Origin of the sequence: Sphingomonas sp. (assembly GCF_024508665.1) — a bacterium.
In the GTDB taxonomy this organism is placed as follows: Bacteria; Pseudomonadota; Alphaproteobacteria; order Sphingomonadales; family Sphingomonadaceae; genus Sphingomonas.
In genome coordinates, this window is record NZ_JANINP010000001.1 from 589,031 (window position 1) to 607,862 (window position 18,832).

Below are 18,832 nucleotides of genomic sequence, written 5' to 3' on the forward strand. Positions count from 1 at the left end.
ACATGCTTTGAGGAAAGGCATGGATGCGCCTACGAGCGATAGGGGGCAGCGCAGCCGCGGAGGACCGTTCGCGCCGATCGGGCGACGGCTGTTGGCGCGCATCGACAAAAGCCTCGATCAAGGCGCAATTACCGTCTCGTTACCCAAAGGCGGTGCGCCGATGCGGCTTGGCGGCCGTGCGCCCGGGCCCGAGGCGATCGTCATCCTCAACAATTGGCGGGCCCTTTGGCGGCTGGCGACCGCTGGCTCGGCCGGCTGGTACGAGGCTTGGGCGGCGGGCGAATGGGAAAGCCCGGATCCGGTGGCGCTCTTCGAGCTCTTCTCGCTAAACCGGCATAGTCTCGCAGGCACGGGCCGAGCGCAGGGCGTGTGGCGGCTGTTGCGCCGCTTGTGGCACAAAGCGCACCGCAACGACCGCGCCGGCGCCCGGCGCAACATTCACGACCATTATGATCTGGGCAACGAATTCTACGAATTGTGGCTCGATCCGACGATGACCTATTCGAGCGCGATGTTCGAAAGGCCTGAGGAGAGCCTCGAGGAAGCGCAGCGCGCCAAGCTCGCCGCGATCCTGGCGCGAACCGCGACCAATCCCGGCGATCGCATCCTGGAGATCGGGTGCGGCTGGGGGTCGTTTGCCGAGACCGCGGCGAAAGCGGGCATAGGTGTCCACGGCATCACGCTCTCGACCGAACAAAAGGCCTATGCCGATGCCCGTATGGCGTGGCAGGGTTTCGATCAGGTCGAGATCGAACTGGTCGACTATCGCGACGTGACCGGCACCTATGACGGCGTCGCCAGCATCGAGATGGTCGAGGCGGTGGGCGAGGAATATTGGCCCGATTACCTCGCCGCGATCGCCCGCGCGCTCAAGGCCGGGGGACGCGCCGCGATCCAATATATCGCGATCGATGACGCGATGTTCGAAGGCTATGCGCGCAATGTGGATTTCATCCAGCGTTACGTGTTTCCGGGCGGCATGCTGTTATCGGAAAGTCGCTTTCAGGCGCTGGCGGAGAAGGTGGGATTGGCATGGCGCGATCGGCACGCCTTCCGGCTGGATTATGCCGAGACGTTGAAACGTTGGCGCGAAGCGTTCGACGCGGTTGTTGCCGCAGGCAGATTGCCTGAGCGGTTCGACAAGCATTTCATTGGTTTGTGGCGATTCTATCTAATGTATTGTGAAGGCGGATTTCGCGGTGGCGGGATCGAGGTCGCGCAGATCACGCTCGTCAAGGAGGGGTAATGAAGGGGGTAGGTTTTCTCGCGGCGCTCGTTCTCGCGGGCGTGGCATCGGCACAATCGGTCACGGTGACTCCGGACAATGCGACCAAGCTTCGCCAGGTCGGCGCGGAGGTGCTGTTCTGGAGCCAGGCGCAACGCGACCAGAATTTCCGCGAGATGGAGAAGATCTTCCCCGGCCATGTCGTCAAGGCCGGTACCAGGGTCCGGCCGCTACCCAATGGTAAACCGCTTCCGATCGCGGAGGCGGCCGTCAAAGCTGGCATGGCCGACCTGAATATTGCCGGGCTGATCGTGGTGCAGGATGGGAAGATCCGGCTCGAACGCTACGGGCTCGGGTACGGCGCGAATGGCCGCTGGACCAGCTTCTCGGTCGCCAAATCGTTCACCTCGACCTTGGTCGGCGCTGCGATCCGTGATGGGTATATCAAGTCGATCGACGATCCGGTGACGCGATACATCCCCGATCTCGCCGGCGGCGGGTATGACGGCGTGACGGTGCGTCAGCTCCTGACGATGACGTCGGGCGTGAAGTGGAACGAGGATTATACCGATCCCAAATCCGATGTGGCTCGGATGTTCTCCGATGGGGTGCCGGCGGGGCAGGATCCGACCGTCTGGTACATGAAGAAGCTGCCGCGCGAGAGCGCGCCGGGGACGAAATGGGTCTACAAGACCGGCGAGACCAATCTGATCGGCGTGCTGGTCGAGCGCGCGACCAAAAAGAGTCTGGCCGACTATCTGACCGAGAAGGTGTGGAAGCCGTGGGGAATGGAGCGCGACGCGTTCTGGATGACCAACCCGGCAGGAAGCGAGGTCAGCGGATGCTGCCTGTCGGTAAACTTGCGCGATTATGCCCGGATGGGAATGTTCGCGCTGTCAGGCGGCAAGGGCGTGGTGCCCGACGGCTGGTTCGCCAGCGCGACGACCAACCAGGTGCCGATCCCCAAGGACGAAGGGGGCTTCGGCTATGGCTATCAATGGTGGACGATGCCCGGCGGCCGCTTCGCCGCGCTCGGCATTTTCGGCCAGAGCATCATGGTCGATCCGGCGAAGAAGCTGGTCGTCGTCATGTCGGGGTCGTGGCCGACCGCCACGGCCGAAAAGCTATCGGCGGAGCGAGCAGAATTCTGGAAGAAGATCGAGACCGCCGCGGATTGAGAGCTGCCAGCTTCCCCGGACTACATCGTCACCCGGGCCTTGTTCCGGGGTGACGTTGGAAGAGAGGCTATGGCGGTGCCTCAATCGACGCGTTCGACATGTCCCGACGGGAAATCGTTCGCGACCAACTCGACGATCTTGTCCGCCACCACTTCCGGCGGCTTGACGCTGGCGGGATCCTCGCCCGGATAGGCCCGCTCGCGCATTGCTGTTCGGGTGGCACCGGGGTCGAGCAGGGCAACGCGGATGTTGCTAATTCCCTCGACCTCCTCTCCATAGGCTTGCACCAATGTCCCGAACGCCGCCTTGGACGCACCGTACGCGCCCCAGAAGGCACGCGGCTGGCGGCCGACCTTCGACGTGATCCCGACCACCCGCGCGCGCGCAGATTTGCGCAACGCCGAATCGAACGCGGCGATCAGCGCCTGTTGTGCGCTGACGTTGAGCGTCATGACCTTGGCGAACTCCTTGGGATCGATCGCCTGGACCGCCGACAGCGAACCGAGCGTCGCGGCGTTGAGCACGAGGATATCGAGTGTTCCCCAGCGTTCGGCGACCGCGCTCGCCAACCGCGCGATGCTGTCGGTTTCGATCAGATCGAGCGGCGCGATGGTCGCGGTGCCGCCTGCGGCATGGATCGCTTCCTCGACCTGCTCGAGCGCGCCGGCGGTACGCGCGGTCAGGATCACGTGGGCACCCTCCGCCGCGAGCGCCTTGGCGGTGGCGGCGCCGATCCCACGGCTCGCGCCGGTCACCAGCGCGAGCTGGCCGTCAAATCTTTTCGTCATGTTATTCCGCGGCTTCGGGGTGAAGAGCGAGTTGCTCGTCCATATGCGCGTCGCTGTAATCGGTCAGCACCGTCGGATAATCGCCGGTGAAGCAGGCGTCGCAATATTTGGGAGCCGGGCCGTTGCGCCCCGCTTCGCCCAGCGCCTTGTACAGGCCGTCGATCGACACGAACGCCAGACTGTCGGCATGGATGAAATCGGTCATGCCGGGGACCGAATAGCGCGAGGCAAGCAGCTTCTCACGCTCCGGCGTATCGACGCCGTAGAAACAGGAATGCGTGGTCGGCGGTGAAGCGATGCGCATATGCACTTCGCGCGCCCCGGCTTCGCGCATCATCTCGACGATCTTGAGGCTGGTCGTGCCGCGCACGATCGAATCGTCGACCAGGATGATCGACTTGTCCTTGATCAGCGCGCGATTGGCATTGTGCTTGAGCTTCACGCCCAGGCGGCGGACTTCGGCGCCCGGCTGGATGAAGGTGCGGCCGACATAATGCGAGCGGATGATGCCGAGCTCGAACGGGATACCCGATTGCTGAGCATAGCCGATCGCGGCGGGCACGCCCGAATCGGGCACCGGGATGACCAGATCGGCCTCGACCGGCGATTCGATCGCGAGCTGCGCGCCGATCGCCTTTCGGACCGAATAGACCGACTGGTCGCCGGCGATCGAATCGGGCCGCGAGAAATAGACCCACTCGAAGATGCACGGCCGCGGCGCGGTCTGGCCGAATGGGCGCAGCGAGCGCAGCTTGCCGTCCTCTATGATGATCAGCTCGCCCGGATCGACCGAGCGAACGAATTCGGCCCCGACCACGTCGAGGGCGACGGTTTCGGAAGCGAAGATGATCGCTTCGCCCAATTTGCCCATCACCAACGGGCGGATGCCAAGCGGATCGCGGCACGCCATCATCCCGGTCGGCGTCATAACGATCAGCGAATAGGCACCCTCCACCCGGCGCAATGCATCGACGAATTTGTCGAGCGGATCGCGATACGAGCTGGTCGCGACCAGATGGATGATGACTTCGGTATCGCTGGTCGACTGGAAGATCGCGCCGCGCTGAACGAGGTCGTTGCGCAGACGGAAAGCGTTGGAGATATTGCCGTTATGCGCGACCGCGAACCCGCCGCTGGCGAGTTCGGCGTAGAGCGGCTGGACGTTCCTCAGCGCGGTCTCGCCGGTTGTCGAGTAGCGGACATGGCCGCAGGCGGTTGCCCCGCGCAGCCCGCCCATGATCTCGTCCTTGTCGAAATTCCCCGCGACATGGCCCATCGCGCGGTGGCTGTGGAAATGCTTGCCGTCCCAACTGGTGATGCCGGCCGCTTCCTGTCCGCGATGCTGGAGCGCATGAAGCCCCAGCGCCACCAGCGCCGCGGCGCCGTCCGCACCGGACACACCGAAAATGCCGCACTCCTCGCGGAGCTTGTCGTCGTCAAAAGGATTCGTGGTCAGCATGGTGTCCGTACTCAGTGCGGACCCAAGGATCCGTGCTGCTGTGGCGCTCGGCCATATAGTGACGCCTGCCGGGTTTGTCGCGTATTTGTCATACGCCGCGTGCCGATTTTGTCGGATTGCGGTGCCGCGCTAGGGGAGAGGCATGACCGACTCGCGCGAAACCGGGCTGACGCTCGATCCGAAATGGGGTGCCGACGGGCTGATCACGGCAGTGGTCACCGACGGCGATTCGGGCGAGGTGCTGATGCTCGCGCACATGAACGCTGACGCGCTGGCAGCGACGATCGAGCGTGGCGAGGCCGTGTTCTGGTCGCGCAGCCGCGGTGAATTGTGGCGCAAGGGCGCGACGTCGGGAAATGTCATGCGCGTGCGCGATATCAGGATCGATTGCGATCAGGACGCGGTGTGGCTGATCGTCGATCCCGCCGGCCCGGCCTGCCATACTGGGGAGCGGTCGTGCTTCTATCGGCGAGTAACGAAGAACGGATTGGCGCAGGTCGATTGAGATGATGGAGGCCGGCTCCTTCTTTTATCGCCGGGCTGGGGCTGCGGCGGGCATATTAGCTCTTGCCGCCTGTCACGCCGACCAGTCTGCCTCACAGGCAAATTCGACCGCGACCAGCCTCGAAGCCGCCGCGATCGAAGCCGGCATAGTCGCCGATCCCGGAAATACCGACCCGACCGGTCTCTACGTGCGCGACCGCGACCGCATCTGCGTGGTGCCGAGTGCGACAGCGTTTCGGATCGGCATCTCCGTCGACTATGGCGACACGTATCATTGCAGCGCGCAAGGAGAGGCGACGCGCGCCGGCGAGACGTTGCATGTCGAACTCGCAGATACCCCCGGCTGCAATTTCGACGCGAAGTTCGAAGGGGACCGGATCGCTTTCCCCGGCCGATTGCCGGACGCCTGTCAGAAGGCCTGTTCCTCGCGTGGATCGCTGACCGGGCTCAATGTCGAACGAATGAGCGATTCGCCGTCGGAGGCGGGCGCCTTGCGGGACGGCAGGGGCAGGATGCTCTGCGCGTCGGTCAAATGATCGCACGACCCGTTTGACGTTAACGTCAAGCAAGCGTAAAAAGGGGTATGTCCTGGGTTCCGTCCTATGCCCCGATCGCGCCGCTCCACGACCGGCACAGCTTTTCCATTTCCGACCTGTCTACCGAATTCGGCGTTACGGCGCGCGCGCTGCGTTTCTATGAAGATGAGGGGCTGATCTCGCCCGAACGGCGTGGCACCCAACGCATCTATTCGCATCGCGACCGCGCGCGGCTCGCCTGGATCCTGCGCGGCAAGCGCGTCGGCTTTTCGCTTACCGAGATTCGCGAGTTGATCGACCTGTACGATGTCGGCGACGATCGGCGCACGCAGCGCGAGCGGACGATCGATCGTTGCAAGGAGCGCGTCGCCCTTCTCCACCAGCAAAAGCGCGACATCGACGCCGCGATCGCCGAACTCAACGATTTCATCGCGTTGCTCGAGCAAGGCTCGCGCGCCGACCGCCAGAAGGACTGATCATGCCGCAATACACGCCCCCGGTGCGCGACACGCGCTTCGTGCTCGATCACGTGCTTGGAATCGAGCGCTACGCCAATCTGCCGGGGTTCGAGAATGCGACTCCCGAAACTGTCGATGCCGTGCTCGAGGAGGGTGGGCGTTTCGTTACCGAAGTGCTGTTTCCGCTCAACCAGTCGGGCGACTTGGAGGGCTGTACGCGCCATGACGACGGCAGCGTGACCACGCCCAAGGGGTTCAAGGAAGCTTATCGGCAGTTCGTCGAATCAGGCTGGGGCACTCTCAGCGCGCCGGCGGCGTTCGGCGGGCAGGAAATGCCCCATGTCGTCTCGACCGCGTTCCAGGAGTTCATGATCTCCTCGAACATGGCGTTCGCCATGTATCCCGGGCTGACCCATGGCGCGATCGCCGCCTTGCTGGTCAAGGGCAGCCCCGAGCAGCAGCAGCTTTACGTCCCCAAGATGGTGTCGGGTGAGTGGGGCGGCACGATGAACCTGACCGAGCCGCAATGCGGTACCGATCTGGGCCTCATCCGCACCAAGGCCGAGCCGCAGGCCGATGGCTCTTATGCGATTACCGGCACCAAGATCTTCATCTCGGCCGGCGAGCACGATTTGACCAGCAACATCATCCATCTCGTGCTGGCCAAGACGCCCGGCGCGCCCGACAGTTCGAAAGGCATTTCGCTGTTCGTGGTGCCCAAGATCCTCGTCAACGCGGACGGATCGCTCGGCGAGCGCAATGCGGTCAGCTGCGGGTCGATCGAACACAAGATGGGCATTCACGGCAATTCGACCTGCGTGATGAATTACGATGGCGCCAAGGGATGGCTGGTCGGCGAGGAGATGAAGGGCCTGGCCGCGATGTTCATCATGATGAACGCCGCGCGGCTCGGCGTGGGGCTGCAGGGCCTGGCGGTCGCCGAAACCGCCTATCAGAACGCCGTTCAATACGCCCATGATCGTCGCCAGGGCAGGGCACTGGCCGGCCCGGCCGAACCTAACGAGAAGGCGGATACACTATTCGTCCATCCCGACGTGCGCCGCATGCTGATGGACGCCAAGGCGTTGACCGAGGGATTGCGCGCGCTCTGCCTGTGGGGTGCGCTTCAGGTCGACCTCGAACACGCCGCGGCCAGCGAAGAGGAAAGGCAGCTCGCCGCGGATCTGGTCGGTCTGCTGACTCCGGTTATCAAGGGATACGGCACCGACAAGGGTTACGACATCGCGACCAATGCGCAGCAGGTCTATGGCGGGCACGGTTACATCCGCGAATGGGGCATGGAGCAATACGTCCGCGATGCCCGTATCTCGATGATCTATGAAGGCACCAACGGCGTTCAGGCGATGGATCTGGTCGGCCGCAAGCTTGCCGCCAATGGCGGCCGAGCCGTGCAGGCGCTGTTCAAGGTGGTTGGCGAGGAAGTCGCCGCCGCCAAGGGTGATCCGGCAACCGCCGATTTCGCCGCGCGGCTGGAAAAGGCCAATGGCGAATTACAGGCCGCGACCATATGGTTCCTGCAGAACGGCATGACCAATCCCAACAATGTCGGCGCGGGTGCGCATAGCTATATGCACCTGATGGGGATCGTCGCGGTCGGACTGATGTGGCTGCGAATGGCCGCCGCTGCCGCGAGGCTGAAGGCGGCAGGCGAGGGCGATGCCGCGTTCCTCGATGCCAAGCTGACGACCGCGCGTTACTATGCAGAACGCATCATGCCTGACGCCGAAGCGCTGCGGCGCAAGATCGAAAGCGGATCGGAAGCTCTGATGGCGCTCCCGCCGGAGATGTTCGCGGCGGCCTGACGGGCGGGGCGCTATTCGCGCCCGCTCACTGCCAGCAATACGCTGCTCGAAACTGAGGGTATATTTGCGACGGTCCGGACTCGGCTTCGTGCCGGACTCAGTGGTAACTCGATTTCCCTGCCCTGGAGCCAGGTAGCTCCCTACCGCAACCGCTGCTCCACCAGGATCGGGTTGCGGTAGTGCGGGCGTATCAGCCGTAAAAGCAACGGTGTCGGTCGCTCGAGATAGACGACCTCGCGATAGGCGGGATCGCGCGGGAACGGTTCCGAACCGTCCAACATCGCGCTGTCGATCAGGCGGAGGCGGTAGGCGCCGACCGCCGGCTCGGCCGCAGTCAGTTTGCCTGTCATGCCGAGCCGGGCCAGCGGATAGGAGGCGCGGCCGACGATATGCTCCTCGGCACTATATTGTCCGGGATGCGCCGCCATATAGGGCACGATCACCTTTGCTTGCCAGCCTTGGTCGGGCGCGACGGCGATGGTGATGCCACCGCCCAGCAGGACAAGGCCGAGCAGGATCGATACGCGCCGCTTCAGCCTGGGTATTGCCAGCGCCGCGTCGAGATAGAGCGCGAAGCCGATCGTCGCGGCGGCGACCACGAACAGGTAGTAACGCGGCTGTGGCCGCAGCGTGAACACCCAGGTGACGGTCACATAGCTGGCGACGGCGAACAGCAGCAGCAACAGGGTCGGTATCCTGGGTCGTGGGATCGCCGGATCGCGAAAGAATGGCAGCGCGCTCAGCGCCCATCCCAGGATGACGAAGCCGAATGCCGGATCGATCAGGAAATCGCCGAGCGGATTGATCGCCCAATGCAGGCGTGTCGGCCCCGCCGGGATCCACCGGCTGGCGAGATCGGGATTGAGAAAGGGACTGCCCGAATAAGTCTTGCCGACCATATGATCGCTGGCGATCAGAACGTGGTGCTTGTCGACGTGCAGGCGATAGAGCGGGTCGCCCGTCATCGCCCATAGCCAGGCATTGTCGACCAGCAGTGGCAAGACGAAGCCGAGTCCGAGCAAGAGATAGGCACGGCGTGGCATTGCCGGGTCACGCAGGAAAGCCCAGCCGTAGAAAAGCAGCACGAATGCCGCCGTCTCGCGTGTCTGCACCGCGCAGCTCAGCATGAGTCCGGACAAAAGCGACCATGCCAGCGCGGCGCTGCCGTTAGAGCGGCGGGCATTGAGGAATGCCCAAATCGACGTCGCGCCGAACGCGAGCTCGAGCATTTCGGGGTAGCAACTGGTGCCCATGGCGTGAATCACGGGCGACAGGATCACCAACACCATCCAGAGGACGGCGGCGCGGGTTCCGGCCAAGCGCAGCACCGTTGCCACCGTCACGCCGACGAACAAGGCGTAGAACAATCGCGGCACCAGGAGCAGCGAGTCGATCGACGGGCCGAACAGGTGGAACATGCCAGTGATCGACAGGATCAGCGGGTGGCGTAGAGCCCAATGCGAAGTGCCGATCTGGGGGCCGTGGGCGTACCAGCCGAGCGCGATATCAAGATATTGTTGATCATCGCTTGGTCCCCCGGCGAACCCCGCCGGGTGAAAGAACAGCGACATTTCGGCGAGAAATATCGAAAGAGCGATGAACTGTGCCGCATTGGTCCGATAGCGCGGCATCACCGACACGCGACGTATCGTCCTCATGTCCGAGGTCAGATCATGCATTCCAAAAGCGCCCTGACATAAGCAACTCGTCCCAACGCGGCGGTGTCCCTGAACCATCGCCGCGCGCATCGTGACGCCCCGAAGGAATGACGTTGTCGAACGCGCCCAACATCATTCTTGGGATGAAATAGCCGGGAAGGGCTCGATGTTCCGGCCGGGAAGGCTGCCGAGTGCGGTCGCGTCGGTGAGCAGAGCCAAGATCGTGACGATCGAAGCGCCTTCAGCCGCGTTTATGGGCAGACAAATATTCCGCGGCCGCCGTGATCGGTAGCCGCCGCTCGAGAGCGTAAAGGATTACGGCCGCTCGGGAAGCGAGGCGGTAGGGCGCGGTGTCGGCGTTGCGGTCGCTTTGGGCAGGGTTGCGCTATCACCCGGCTTGCGCCGTACCCCGATCAGACCGTCAGGCGCGGTGGCGGACGTCGGCTTGACCGAGAAGGTCATGGTCGGCGGCGGCGCTCCCGGCTTACCCGGCGCCGTGCCGGTTACCGGTGGCGGGGTCAGGGGGCGTGTGCCGGGCGGTGGTGTGGTCGTGGTCTGTGGCAGGCCCAGCACCTGGAGCTTCATGCACTCGCCCTTGGAGGCGCGTTTGAACTGGGCACAATTCCACAACGCCTTTTCATAGCCGTGCGCCTTGTCGCGCAGATAGCTGAACGACATCGTTGCGATCTGCGCCTGGCCAAGCGGCAGGTTGGCCGGTGTGTGCGCCTTGTCGGTCCAGGCCATCAGCTTGCAATAATCGCGTGCGCCGCACGCCTTGGTCGCCACCGCCGGGAAAGAATCCGCGCCTGCGCGGGGGTCGAGTGTGACGAGGAAGCTGTTGGGATCGATAGATAAGGGCGAGCCGGCTGCTTCGCCGGCGGTGGGCGCGCCGTTGATCTCGGCGGGATTGACGTTGGCGACATCGACTTCGCCGACATGCGCGCTCGACAGTCCGCCCAGGGCGGCGATGTTCGGCTCGGATCCCGAAACCGTCCTGAGAAAGGCGGCGGGCGTTCCCCACCAGCCGGTCCAGCGGAAGAACAAATGCGTCTTCACCGCCGCGATTTTGTCGAGGCTCGCGCTCCAATAGGGTACGACCCAATCGGTGTGGTAATGCGTCGCATAGCCGACCTTGGCGAAAACCGAGCCGTTAAGTGCCGCGATTGCCACTTCTCGCGCGCGCTTCCAGGCCGCCGGGCTGGGACGCCAGCGGGTCAAGGCGCCGTCACAAGAGAAACTGAACTGACACCCGGTGCTGCGATCCGATCCCTGGAACACCACGCCGCACACCGATTTTGGGAAAGCGGGGTGGCGGACGCGGTTGAGCACGACCTGGGCCACTGCACGCTCACCCTCGGTATCGTCGCCCGCTTCGTAGAGTTGGGCGACGGCCAGGCAGTCGATGGCGCGCAGCCGGGCATCAGTCGAGCCGGAAAATCGGAACGGCCGGGCAGGAGGATTGGGCAAAGTCGAAAAGGGCACATTGGCGTTGAACGCCTTGGCGTCATCAGGATCGACCGACTGGAACTGCACCGGTTCGACCGGCGGCAATTCGGTCGGAGGGACGACCCGCTGCGGCAACACTGCCACGCCCTTCGGAACTGGGCGGACTGGCGGCATCATGGTCACGATCACGGCCGGAACCGCGACTAGCAGCATGGCCACCGCGCCCAGGACCAGGCGTAGCGCAAGCGAAGGGGAACGGGTCGGCGAATCGATCAAGTTTGTACCTGTGGAGGAGGCGCGTGTGCACAGTCGCAAAATCGCGCGCGCAGGCTCTTAGCGCAAAGCGTCCGCTGCCAAAACCCCGAGGGCCGGATTTGTTCCCCCGAAATGGGCCCTTCTCTTAGCCCTCGGCTCAGCTTTCGGGCAGGAAATCCGGCACCGACAGATAGCGCTCGCCGGTATCGTAGTTGAATCCGAGCACGCGCGTGCTAACCGGAAGGTCGGGGAGTTTCTGCAGGATCGCGGCGAGTGTCGCGCCCGAACTGATCCCGACCAACATGCCTTCCTCGCGCGCCGCACGGCGCGCCATATCCTTGGCGACACCGGCGTCGACCTTGATCACGCCGTCGAGCGCCTGGGTATGCAGATTGGCGGGAATGAAGCCCGCGCCGATCCCCTGGATCGGATGCGGACCCGGTTGGCCGCCCGAAATGACTGGGGAGGCATCGGGTTCGACCGCATAGACTTTGAGGTTCGGCCAGGTTTTCTTGAGGGTCTCCGCGACGCCGGTGATGTGCCCCCCGGTCCCGACCCCGCTGATCAGCACATCGATCGGTGCATCGGCGAAGTCTCGAAGAATTTCCTGTGCGGTTGTCTGTACATGGACATCGATGTTCGCAGGATTTTCGAACTGTTGCGGCATCCAGGAATTAGGCGTCTGCTCGATCAGTTCGAGTGCGCGCTCGATCGCGCCCTTCATGCCCTTTTCTCGCGGCGTGAGGTCGAATTGCGCACCATAAGCGAGCATCAGGCGACGGCGTTCGATCGACATCGATTCGGGCATGACGAGAATGATCTTGTAGCCCTTGACCGCGGCGACCATCGCTAATCCGACACCGGTATTGCCGCTGGTCGGTTCGATGATCGTGCCGCCCGGTTGGAGCTTACCATCGCGCTCGGCTGCTTCGACCATGCTCAGCGCGATGCGGTCCTTGATCGACCCGCCGGGGTTGGAGCGCTCGGACTTGATCCACACTTCGCTGTCCGGAAACAGCCGCTGGACGCGGATGTGCGGGGTGTTGCCGATCGTTTCCAGGATGGTGTTGGCCTTCATGGCTGTATCACTCCGTGTTCGGGGGCACTTTCGAGGATTTCGGGCGGGTCGAACGACTTTGCAAGCCTGAGTTCGGGGAACAGCCGCGACCAGAGCAGCGTGATGACGATACAACCGATCCCGCCGAACACAACCGCGCCGACCGGCCCCAAAAGCGAGCCGAGCAGCCCGCTTTCGGCCTCACCCAATTCGTTCGAGGCGGAGATGGTAAGCTGCGACACCGCGCTCACGCGTCCTCGCATCTCGTCGGGCGTGTGAAGCTGTATCAGCGACGAGCGGACATAGACCGACACCATGTCGGCACAGCCGGCGACGATCAGGCCGGCCAGCGCGAGATAGAAGGCATGGCTCGGAAGAATCAGATGCGCGGTGCCGAAGGTCAGGATGCCGAGCCCGAACACCACCACCGCGATCAGCATCTTGAGGCCGACATTGGTCTTCATCGGACGGAACGAGAAGAATAGCGCCGTCGAGGTCGCGCCAATGCCCATCCCGGCGGCCAGCAGGCCGAGGCCCTGGCTCCCGACATGGAGGATGTCGCGCGCGAATACCGGCAACAAGGCGGTGGCACCTGCGAGCAGGACCGCGAACAGATCCAGCGTGATCGCCGCCAATACCAGACGGTTGTGCCGGACGTAACGGAAGCCCTCGGCGATGCGATGAAGCGGGCGATGATCGGCTTGCGCTTGCGGCTGGGGCACCTTGCCGATCAGGAAGATCATCCCGAGCGCGATAAGGAAGAGCGCTGTCGAGGTGCCATAGGCGGCATCGGGGTGGATCGCGTAGAGAAAGCCGCCCAGGCTGGGGCCGATGATCACGCCGACCTGCCAGGCAATCGAACTGATCGCGATCGCGGTGGGCAGGGCCTCGCGCGGGACCAGATTTGGGGCGAGGGCGGAATAAGCGGGCCCCGCAAAGGCGCGCGCCAAGCCGATCATCACGGCGGCGAGAAACAGAATCGGCAAACTGAGGGCATGAAGCCAGGTGAGGGTGCCGAGCATCACCGTCGTAGTCACCAGCAGCGCTGTCGTGCCCCGCACGATCCAGCGGCGGTCGAACGTATCGGCGACCAGCCCGACGATCGGCGTCAGCACGAACAAGGGCACGAACTGCGCCACCCCGATCATGCCGAGCAGGAAGGTCGCTTCCTTGATGCTGAGATGATGAACGTCCCGCGCGATACTATAGACCTGCCAGCCGATGATGATCGACATGGCGGAAAGCGCGACGGTGCCGGCGAAACGCGACAGCCAATAGGCGCGAAAATTGGCGATGCGGAAGGGATGGTCGGCAGGGAACATCCGGCTTGCCTTAGGCGGAGCGTCCCGCATTCCGCAACCGTGGCATTGCTTGTTGGTTATGAAGTTATCGTGCGGATCGCCAATAGCGCAGCGCACGATTGAAAAGCGCAACAGGTCCGGCCTATAGGCCGCCCTTTCTCCCCCTACGGAAACGAGGTTTCCCCATCGTGGCAAAAGCCCCAGCGCGCGCCAAGAGCGAGCCCCCCATTACCAACCGTCCGCGGCCCGACGAGCCGCAGCCTTATCAGGCGTCGAAGGAGGAATTGCTCGAACTGTACAAGCAGATGCTGCTGATCCGCCGTTTCGAAGAGAAAGCGGGTCAGCTCTACGGCCTCGGTTTCATCGGCGGCTTCTGCCACCTCTATATCGGCCAGGAAGCGGTCGCAGTCGGGCTGCAATCGGCGCTCGACGGCGAGAAGGACAGTGTGATCACGGGCTATCGCGATCACGGCCACATGCTCGCTTACGGAATCGACCCCAAGGTGATCATGGCCGAGTTGACTGGTCGCGCCGCCGGCATCTCGAAAGGCAAGGGCGGGTCGATGCACATGTTCTCGACCGAGAAGAAGTTCTACGGCGGGCACGGCATCGTCGGCGCGCAGGTTTCGCTCGGCACCGGGCTTGCCTTCAAGCACAAATATTCGAACGACGGCGGCGTCTGTCTCGCCTATTTCGGCGACGGCGCGGCCAACCAGGGCCAGGTCTACGAATCGTTCAACATGGCCGAGCTGTGGAAGCTTCCGATCATCTATGTGATTGAGAACAACCAGTACGCGATGGGCACCAGCGTCAATCGGGCTAGCGCCGAGGATCAGCTTTATCGCCGCGGCGAGAGCTTTCGCATCCCGGGCATCCAGGTCGACGGCATGGACGTGCTGGCGTGCCGCGGCGCGGCCGAAGAAGCGCTGGCCTGGGTGCGTGCGGGCAAGGGCCCGCTCATCCTCGAGATGAAGACCTATCGCTACCGCGGCCACTCGATGTCCGACCCGGCCAAATATCGCAGCCGTGAAGAAGTCCAGGCGGTCCGCGACAAGTCCGACCCGATCGAGCATGCCAAGGCGCTGCTCGAGAAACTAGGCGTGAAGGAAGACGAGCTGAAGGCGGCGGAGGCCGCGATCAGGAAGCAGGTGAACGAGGCGGCGGACTTCGCCGAGCAGACGCCGGAGCCGGAGCTGGGCGAGCTTTATACCGACGTGCTGGTGGAGTCGTACTGAGATGGCGATCGAGATCAAGATGCCGGCGCTGTCGCCGACGATGGAAGAAGGCACGCTCGCCAAGTGGCTCGTCAAGGAAGGAGACACGGTCAAGTCGGGCGACATCATGGCCGAGATCGAAACCGACAAGGCGACGATGGAGTTCGAGGCGGTCGACGAAGGCACGATCGCGCAGATCCTGGTTCCAGAGGGCACGGACAACGTGAAGGTCGGCACCGTCATCGCGACGTTGGCCGCAGAGGGCGAAGAGGTGTCGAAGGCGGCGCCAGCAGCGGCGGCGGCGCCGGCGCCCGTTGAAGACAAGGCGGTCGAGCCGGAGAAGCAGGAACAAGCCGCCGAAAGCGGCACGCCCGAACCGCATCTGGTCGAGACCGGTGCGCGTCAGATGTTCGAAGCGGCCAAGCACGACGCCGAAGTCGCCGATCCGGAAGTTCCCGCCGGGACGGAGATGGTCAAGCTGACGCTGCGCGAGGCGCTGCGCGACGCGATGGCCGAGGAAATGCGGAAGGACGACCGCGTCTTCGTGATGGGCGAGGAAGTCGCGCAATATCAGGGCGCGTACAAGGTGACCCAGGGCCTGCTCGACGAATTCGGCGACCAGCGGGTGATCGACACGCCGATCACCGAATATGGCTTTGCCGGCGTCGGCACCGGCGCGGCGATGGGCGGCCTGCGCCCGATCGTCGAGTTCATGACGTTCAACTTCGCGATGCAGGCGATCGACCACATCATCAATTCGGCGGCCAAGACCAATTACATGTCGGGCGGCCAGATGCGCTGCCCGATCGTGTTCCGCGGTCCCAATGGTGCGGCGAGCCGGGTCGGCGCGCAGCACAGCCAGAATTACGGTCCCTGGTATGCCAGCGTTCCGGGCCTGATCGTGATCGCGCCGTACGATGCGCAGGACGCCAAGGGACTGCTCAAGGCAGCGATCCGCAGCGAGGATCCGGTCGTGTTCCTTGAGAACGAGTTGCTTTACGGCCGCACCTTCGAGGTGCCGCAGGTCGATGACTGGGTCCTGCCGATCGGCAAGGCGCGGATCATGCGCGAGGGCAAGGACGTCACCATAGTCAGCTATTCGATCGGCGTCGGGATCAGCCTGGAAGCCGCCGACGAGCTCGCCAAGGACGGCATCGACGCTGAGGTGATCGATCTGCGTACCCTGCGCCCGCTCGATCGCAAGACCGTGCTCAAGAGCCTGGCCAAGACCAATCGTATCGTCGTGGTCGAGGAAGGCTGGCCAACGTGCTCGATCGCTTCCGAAGTCGCGGCTTTCGTCATGGAGGAAGGGTTTGACGACCTCGACGCGCCGGTGCTGCGCGTGACCGACGAGGACGTGCCGCTGCCTTATGCCGCGAACCTGGAGAAGCTCGCGCTGATCTCGTCCGCCAAGGTCGTCGAGACGGTCAAGAAGGTCTGTTATCGCTGATATTGCCGTGATCGGCCCGATCCCGTTCGGGTCCCGCTTGTCGAATGCCCGCACTTCTCTCTACGAAGATGCGGGCGCTCGACGGGTGAAGCGCGAACGGGATTAGTCTGACTGGTGATGATCGGGGGCCGTATCTGATGGTGTCGACCACGACCCTCGGCCTTATCGGGGCGGCGCTCGCTCTGGCGATCGTCGCGACCTGCTGGATGCTGTACGCCGGATTGCGCGCCCGCGCGGCCGCTGCAGCGACGCTGGCTGGCAATGACAAGCTGAACGCGCTGCTGGCGTCCGCTCCCGCACTGGCGATGGTGGTGCGCGCCGACGGCCGGCTCGAATTGCCGGATCGGCTGGCCGACTGGCTGGGGTTGGTGCCGCCGCCTAAATATCTCGCGGAACTGGTCTCGCCAGGCACCGGCTTGACCAGCGAGGATGCGGTTCTCCTTGGCGACGCCGTTACCGCGGCGCAGAAGGCCGGCGAGCCATTTACCCTGACGATCCGCCCGCAAGGATCGACGCGCACGCTCTCGGTGCGCGGCCAACGCGCACCGCGCGAAGTGGGGTCGCCCGGCGGCGTGGTTGTCTGGTTCTTCGATTCGACCGAAAGCCAGGCGCAAATCGGGCAGTTGCGCGATGAAGCCGCCGATTTGAGCCAGGCGTTCTCAGCTTTGCGTGGGCTGATCGAGGCCGCGCCTTTGCCGATGTGGTATCGCGGACCCGACATGCGGCTGGCGATGGTCAATTCGGCCTATGTTCATGCCGTCGAGGCGAGCGACGCCAAGGATGTCGTGACGCGTCAGGTCGAGTTAATCGAGGGGTCGGGGATTGGCGGCCCCCTGGCGAGTGCGCTCGTCGCGCGCGATACCGATCGCCCCAACGTGCAGTCGATGCCCGCGACGATCGGCGGGGCGCGGCGCATGTTGCGCATCCACGACGTGCCGCTGCCGGCGCCGCCGGGTGGCGTCGCCGGATTCGCGATCGATATCGAGGATCTCGAACAAGCGCGCGGCGGGATGAAGCGATTCTCCGACGCCCAGCGCGCGATGCTCGACCGGCTGTCAGCGGGCGTCGCGCAATTCGCCGCGGACCGCAGCCTCGCTTTCTGCAACCAGTCGTTCCAGCGCATGTTCGCGATGCGCAGCGAATGGCTGGCCGACCGCCCTGAATTCGATCGCGTACTCGAACGGATGCGCGAGGCGAACCGGCTGCCCGAGGTGCGCGACTTCCCCGGTTGGAAGGCAGAGCGGCGTGACTGGTTCCTCGCCGCGGCGGGCGCGATCGAAGAAACCTGGACCTTGCCGGGGGGGGTGCACCTGCGTCTGGTTGGCAATCCGCTGCCCGATGGCGGTCTGCTGCTGATCTTCGAAGACCGGACCGAACAGGTCCAGCTCGCCAGCGCGCGCGATACCTTGCTTCGCGTCCGCACCGCGACTTTCGACAATCTGTTCGAGGCGCTGGGCGTGTTCGCGGGGGACGGGCGGCTCCAGATCTGGAACAACAAATTCCGTCAGTTGTGGGAATTCGACGAGGAGTTCCTTTCCAGCCATCCGCGCATCGACGCGCTGGTTGAAAGGGGCGCCTCGCGCCTCGCCCAGCCGGGCAGGGCGAGCGTCATTGCCGAGATCGTGCGTTCGGCCGCGGTCGGGCGGCAACAGCGCGGCGGCCGGGTGGCGTTCGCCGACGGTCGCCATTTCGAATTCGCCGGCGTGCCGCTGCCCGACGGCAACGCCCTGTTCACCATGCTCGACATCTCTGACAGCCGGCACATCGAACAGGCGCTGCGCGAACGTAATGAGGCACTGGAAGCGGCCGATCAGGTCAAGACCGCGTTCGTCGCCAACATGAGCTACGAATTGCGTACCCCGCTGACCTCGATCCAGGGCTTCGCCGAAATGCTGGGCGAGGGCTACGCGGGCAAACTGAGCAAACAGGCCGATTCCTATGTCGATGCGATCCTCGAATCGGTCGCGCGATTGGCGGCGCTCGTTGACGATGTGCTTGCTCTGACCGAGGCCGATCAGAACAAGATCGAGCGGCTGACCGTCGACCTGGAAACCATCGCGTACAATGCCGCAGAGACGATCGCGCCGATCGCCAAACGCAAGAAAGTCGATTTCGCGATCGAGGTCGCACCCTCAACCGGGATGGTGAAGGGCGACGCCAAGAAACTGCGCCAGATGATCGAGCATCTGCTCCGTCATGCCGTGAGCGGAATCGGGGAAGGCGGACGCGTGCTGCTCCACACCGATGGCGACGTGCGGACGGCGCGGATCGTCGTGTCGGACGACGGCCCGGGAATGACGCCCGATGAGATCGAGCACGCCTTCGATCGTTTCGGCGGGCACGCGGCGCGCGACGACGATCGCGCGCTCGGGCTAGGGTTGCCGATCGCGCGGCAATTCGCCGAAGCGCATGGCGGCACGATCCGGTTGCTGTCCGAACCCGGCGAGGGAACGCTGCTGATCGTGGAACTGCCGCGATAG

15 protein-coding genes are annotated in these 18,832 nt (G+C 64.1%); 9 read left to right on the plus strand and 6 right to left on the minus strand.

From position 1 onward, the window contains the following. Nucleotides 1–19: 19 nt before the first annotated feature. Together Q0L25_RS02735 and Q0L25_RS02740 are read left to right on the plus strand one after the other, a co-directional pair. The gene (locus Q0L25_RS02735; protein ID WP_296611372.1) at nt 20–1,246 is read left to right on the plus strand and encodes a cyclopropane-fatty-acyl-phospholipid synthase family protein; all 1,227 of its coding nucleotides are present in this window, start codon (nt 20–22) and stop codon (nt 1,244–1,246) included. Continuing rightward, nucleotides 1,246–2,403: a serine hydrolase gene (locus Q0L25_RS02740; RefSeq protein ID WP_296611373.1), complete on the plus strand. Its 1,158-nt coding sequence runs from the start codon at nt 1,246–1,248 to the stop codon at nt 2,401–2,403. Before Q0L25_RS02735 ends, Q0L25_RS02740 begins: the two co-directional genes overlap by 1 nt. Before the next feature lie 80 nt (nt 2,404–2,483). Here Q0L25_RS02740 and Q0L25_RS02745 read toward each other — a convergent pair whose 3' ends face one another. Together Q0L25_RS02745 and purF are read right to left on the minus strand one after the other, a co-directional pair. Continuing rightward, on the minus strand, nt 2,484–3,191 hold the full coding sequence (locus Q0L25_RS02745) for an SDR family NAD(P)-dependent oxidoreductase (RefSeq protein WP_296611374.1): 708 nt from the start codon (nt 3,189–3,191) through the stop codon (nt 2,484–2,486). A gap of 1 nt (nt 3,192) precedes the next feature. After that, nucleotides 3,193–4,650 carry an amidophosphoribosyltransferase gene (gene purF, locus Q0L25_RS02750; protein ID WP_296611375.1) on the minus strand — a complete coding sequence of 486 codons (1,458 nt, stop codon included), beginning with the start codon at nt 4,648–4,650 and terminating at the stop codon, nt 3,193–3,195. Between the two features lie 142 nt (nt 4,651–4,792). Between purF and hisI the strand changes: the two genes are divergently transcribed. Genes hisI through Q0L25_RS02770 form a run of 4 tightly spaced genes read left to right on the plus strand, consistent with a single transcriptional unit; the run spans nt 4,793 to nt 7,971 of the window. Then, nucleotides 4,793–5,155, plus strand: coding sequence for a phosphoribosyl-AMP cyclohydrolase (gene hisI, locus Q0L25_RS02755; RefSeq protein WP_296611376.1), 363 nt, complete (start codon nt 4,793–4,795; stop codon nt 5,153–5,155). A 1-nt stretch (nt 5,156) separates the two neighbouring features. After that, on the plus strand, nt 5,157–5,690 hold the full coding sequence (locus Q0L25_RS02760) for a hypothetical protein (RefSeq protein ID WP_296611377.1): 534 nt from the start codon (nt 5,157–5,159) through the stop codon (nt 5,688–5,690). Between the two features lie 47 nt (nt 5,691–5,737). Then, the gene (locus Q0L25_RS02765; RefSeq protein WP_296611378.1) at nt 5,738–6,166 is read left to right on the plus strand and encodes a MerR family DNA-binding transcriptional regulator; all 429 of its coding nucleotides are present in this window, start codon (nt 5,738–5,740) and stop codon (nt 6,164–6,166) included. A 2-nt stretch (nt 6,167–6,168) separates the two neighbouring features. Further along, entirely contained in the window at nt 6,169–7,971 is a 1,803-nt protein-coding gene (locus Q0L25_RS02770; protein ID WP_296611379.1) for an acyl-CoA dehydrogenase C-terminal domain-containing protein, read from the plus strand. Between the two features lie 140 nt (nt 7,972–8,111). Here Q0L25_RS02770 and Q0L25_RS02775 read toward each other — a convergent pair whose 3' ends face one another. The 4 genes from Q0L25_RS02775 to Q0L25_RS02790 all read right to left on the minus strand — a co-directional run bounded on the left by Q0L25_RS02775 (nt 8,112) and on the right by Q0L25_RS02790 (nt 13,709). Next, complete coding sequence (locus Q0L25_RS02775) at nt 8,112–9,629, minus strand: glycosyltransferase family 39 protein (protein ID WP_296611380.1); 1,518 nt, start codon at nt 9,627–9,629, stop codon at nt 8,112–8,114. Nucleotides 9,630–9,944: 315 nt separating this feature from the next. Then, nucleotides 9,945–11,288: a cell wall hydrolase gene (locus Q0L25_RS02780; RefSeq protein ID WP_296611418.1), complete on the minus strand. Its 1,344-nt coding sequence runs from the start codon at nt 11,286–11,288 to the stop codon at nt 9,945–9,947. A 199-nt stretch (nt 11,289–11,487) separates the two neighbouring features. Continuing rightward, entirely contained in the window at nt 11,488–12,408 is a 921-nt protein-coding gene (gene cysK, locus Q0L25_RS02785) for a cysteine synthase A (protein ID WP_296611381.1), read from the minus strand. Next, nucleotides 12,405–13,709: an MFS transporter gene (locus Q0L25_RS02790; protein ID WP_296611382.1), complete on the minus strand. Its 1,305-nt coding sequence runs from the start codon at nt 13,707–13,709 to the stop codon at nt 12,405–12,407. The genes cysK and Q0L25_RS02790 overlap by 4 nt, the downstream gene beginning before the upstream one ends. A 167-nt stretch (nt 13,710–13,876) precedes the next feature. Between Q0L25_RS02790 and pdhA the strand changes: the two genes are divergently transcribed. From pdhA to Q0L25_RS02805, 3 genes are all read left to right on the plus strand, one after another. After that, on the plus strand, nt 13,877–14,923 hold the full coding sequence (gene pdhA / locus Q0L25_RS02795; RefSeq protein ID WP_296611383.1) for a pyruvate dehydrogenase (acetyl-transferring) E1 component subunit alpha: 1,047 nt from the start codon (nt 13,877–13,879) through the stop codon (nt 14,921–14,923). Nucleotide 14,924: 1 nt separating this feature from the next. Then, a complete protein-coding gene (locus Q0L25_RS02800; protein ID WP_296611384.1) occupies nt 14,925–16,352 on the plus strand; it encodes a pyruvate dehydrogenase complex E1 component subunit beta in 1,428 nt (475 codons plus the stop codon). A gap of 137 nt (nt 16,353–16,489) precedes the next feature. Further along, complete coding sequence (locus tag Q0L25_RS02805; protein WP_296611385.1) at nt 16,490–18,832, plus strand: PAS domain-containing sensor histidine kinase; 2,343 nt, start codon at nt 16,490–16,492, stop codon at nt 18,830–18,832.

Coding starts and splice junctions, on each gene's coding strand:
- Q0L25_RS02740 (WP_296611373.1), top strand. CDS start 1,246: ATGAAGGGGGTAGGTTTTCTCGCGGCGCTCGTTCTCGCGGGCGTGGCA.
- Q0L25_RS02800 (WP_296611384.1), top strand. CDS start 14,925: ATGGCGATCGAGATCAAGATGCCGGCGCTGTCGCCGACGATGGAAGAA.
- purF (WP_296611375.1), bottom strand. CDS start 4,650: ATGCTGACCACGAATCCTTTTGACGACGACAAGCTCCGCGAGGAGTGC.
- Q0L25_RS02770 (WP_296611379.1), top strand. CDS start 6,169: ATGCCGCAATACACGCCCCCGGTGCGCGACACGCGCTTCGTGCTCGAT.
- Q0L25_RS02775 (WP_296611380.1), bottom strand. CDS start 9,629: ATGAGGACGATACGTCGCGTGTCGGTGATGCCGCGCTATCGGACCAAT.
- Q0L25_RS02790 (WP_296611382.1), bottom strand. CDS start 13,709: ATGTTCCCTGCCGACCATCCCTTCCGCATCGCCAATTTTCGCGCCTAT.
- hisI (WP_296611376.1), top strand. CDS start 4,793: ATGACCGACTCGCGCGAAACCGGGCTGACGCTCGATCCGAAATGGGGT.
- Q0L25_RS02805 (WP_296611385.1), top strand. CDS start 16,490: ATGGTGTCGACCACGACCCTCGGCCTTATCGGGGCGGCGCTCGCTCTG.
- Q0L25_RS02745 (WP_296611374.1), bottom strand. CDS start 3,191: ATGACGAAAAGATTTGACGGCCAGCTCGCGCTGGTGACCGGCGCGAGC.
- cysK (WP_296611381.1), bottom strand. CDS start 12,408: ATGAAGGCCAACACCATCCTGGAAACGATCGGCAACACCCCGCACATC.
- Q0L25_RS02760 (WP_296611377.1), top strand. CDS start 5,157: ATGATGGAGGCCGGCTCCTTCTTTTATCGCCGGGCTGGGGCTGCGGCG.
- Q0L25_RS02765 (WP_296611378.1), top strand. CDS start 5,738: ATGTCCTGGGTTCCGTCCTATGCCCCGATCGCGCCGCTCCACGACCGG.
- Q0L25_RS02735 (WP_296611372.1), top strand. CDS start 20: ATGGATGCGCCTACGAGCGATAGGGGGCAGCGCAGCCGCGGAGGACCG.
- Q0L25_RS02780 (WP_296611418.1), bottom strand. CDS start 11,288: ATGCTGCTAGTCGCGGTTCCGGCCGTGATCGTGACCATGATGCCGCCA.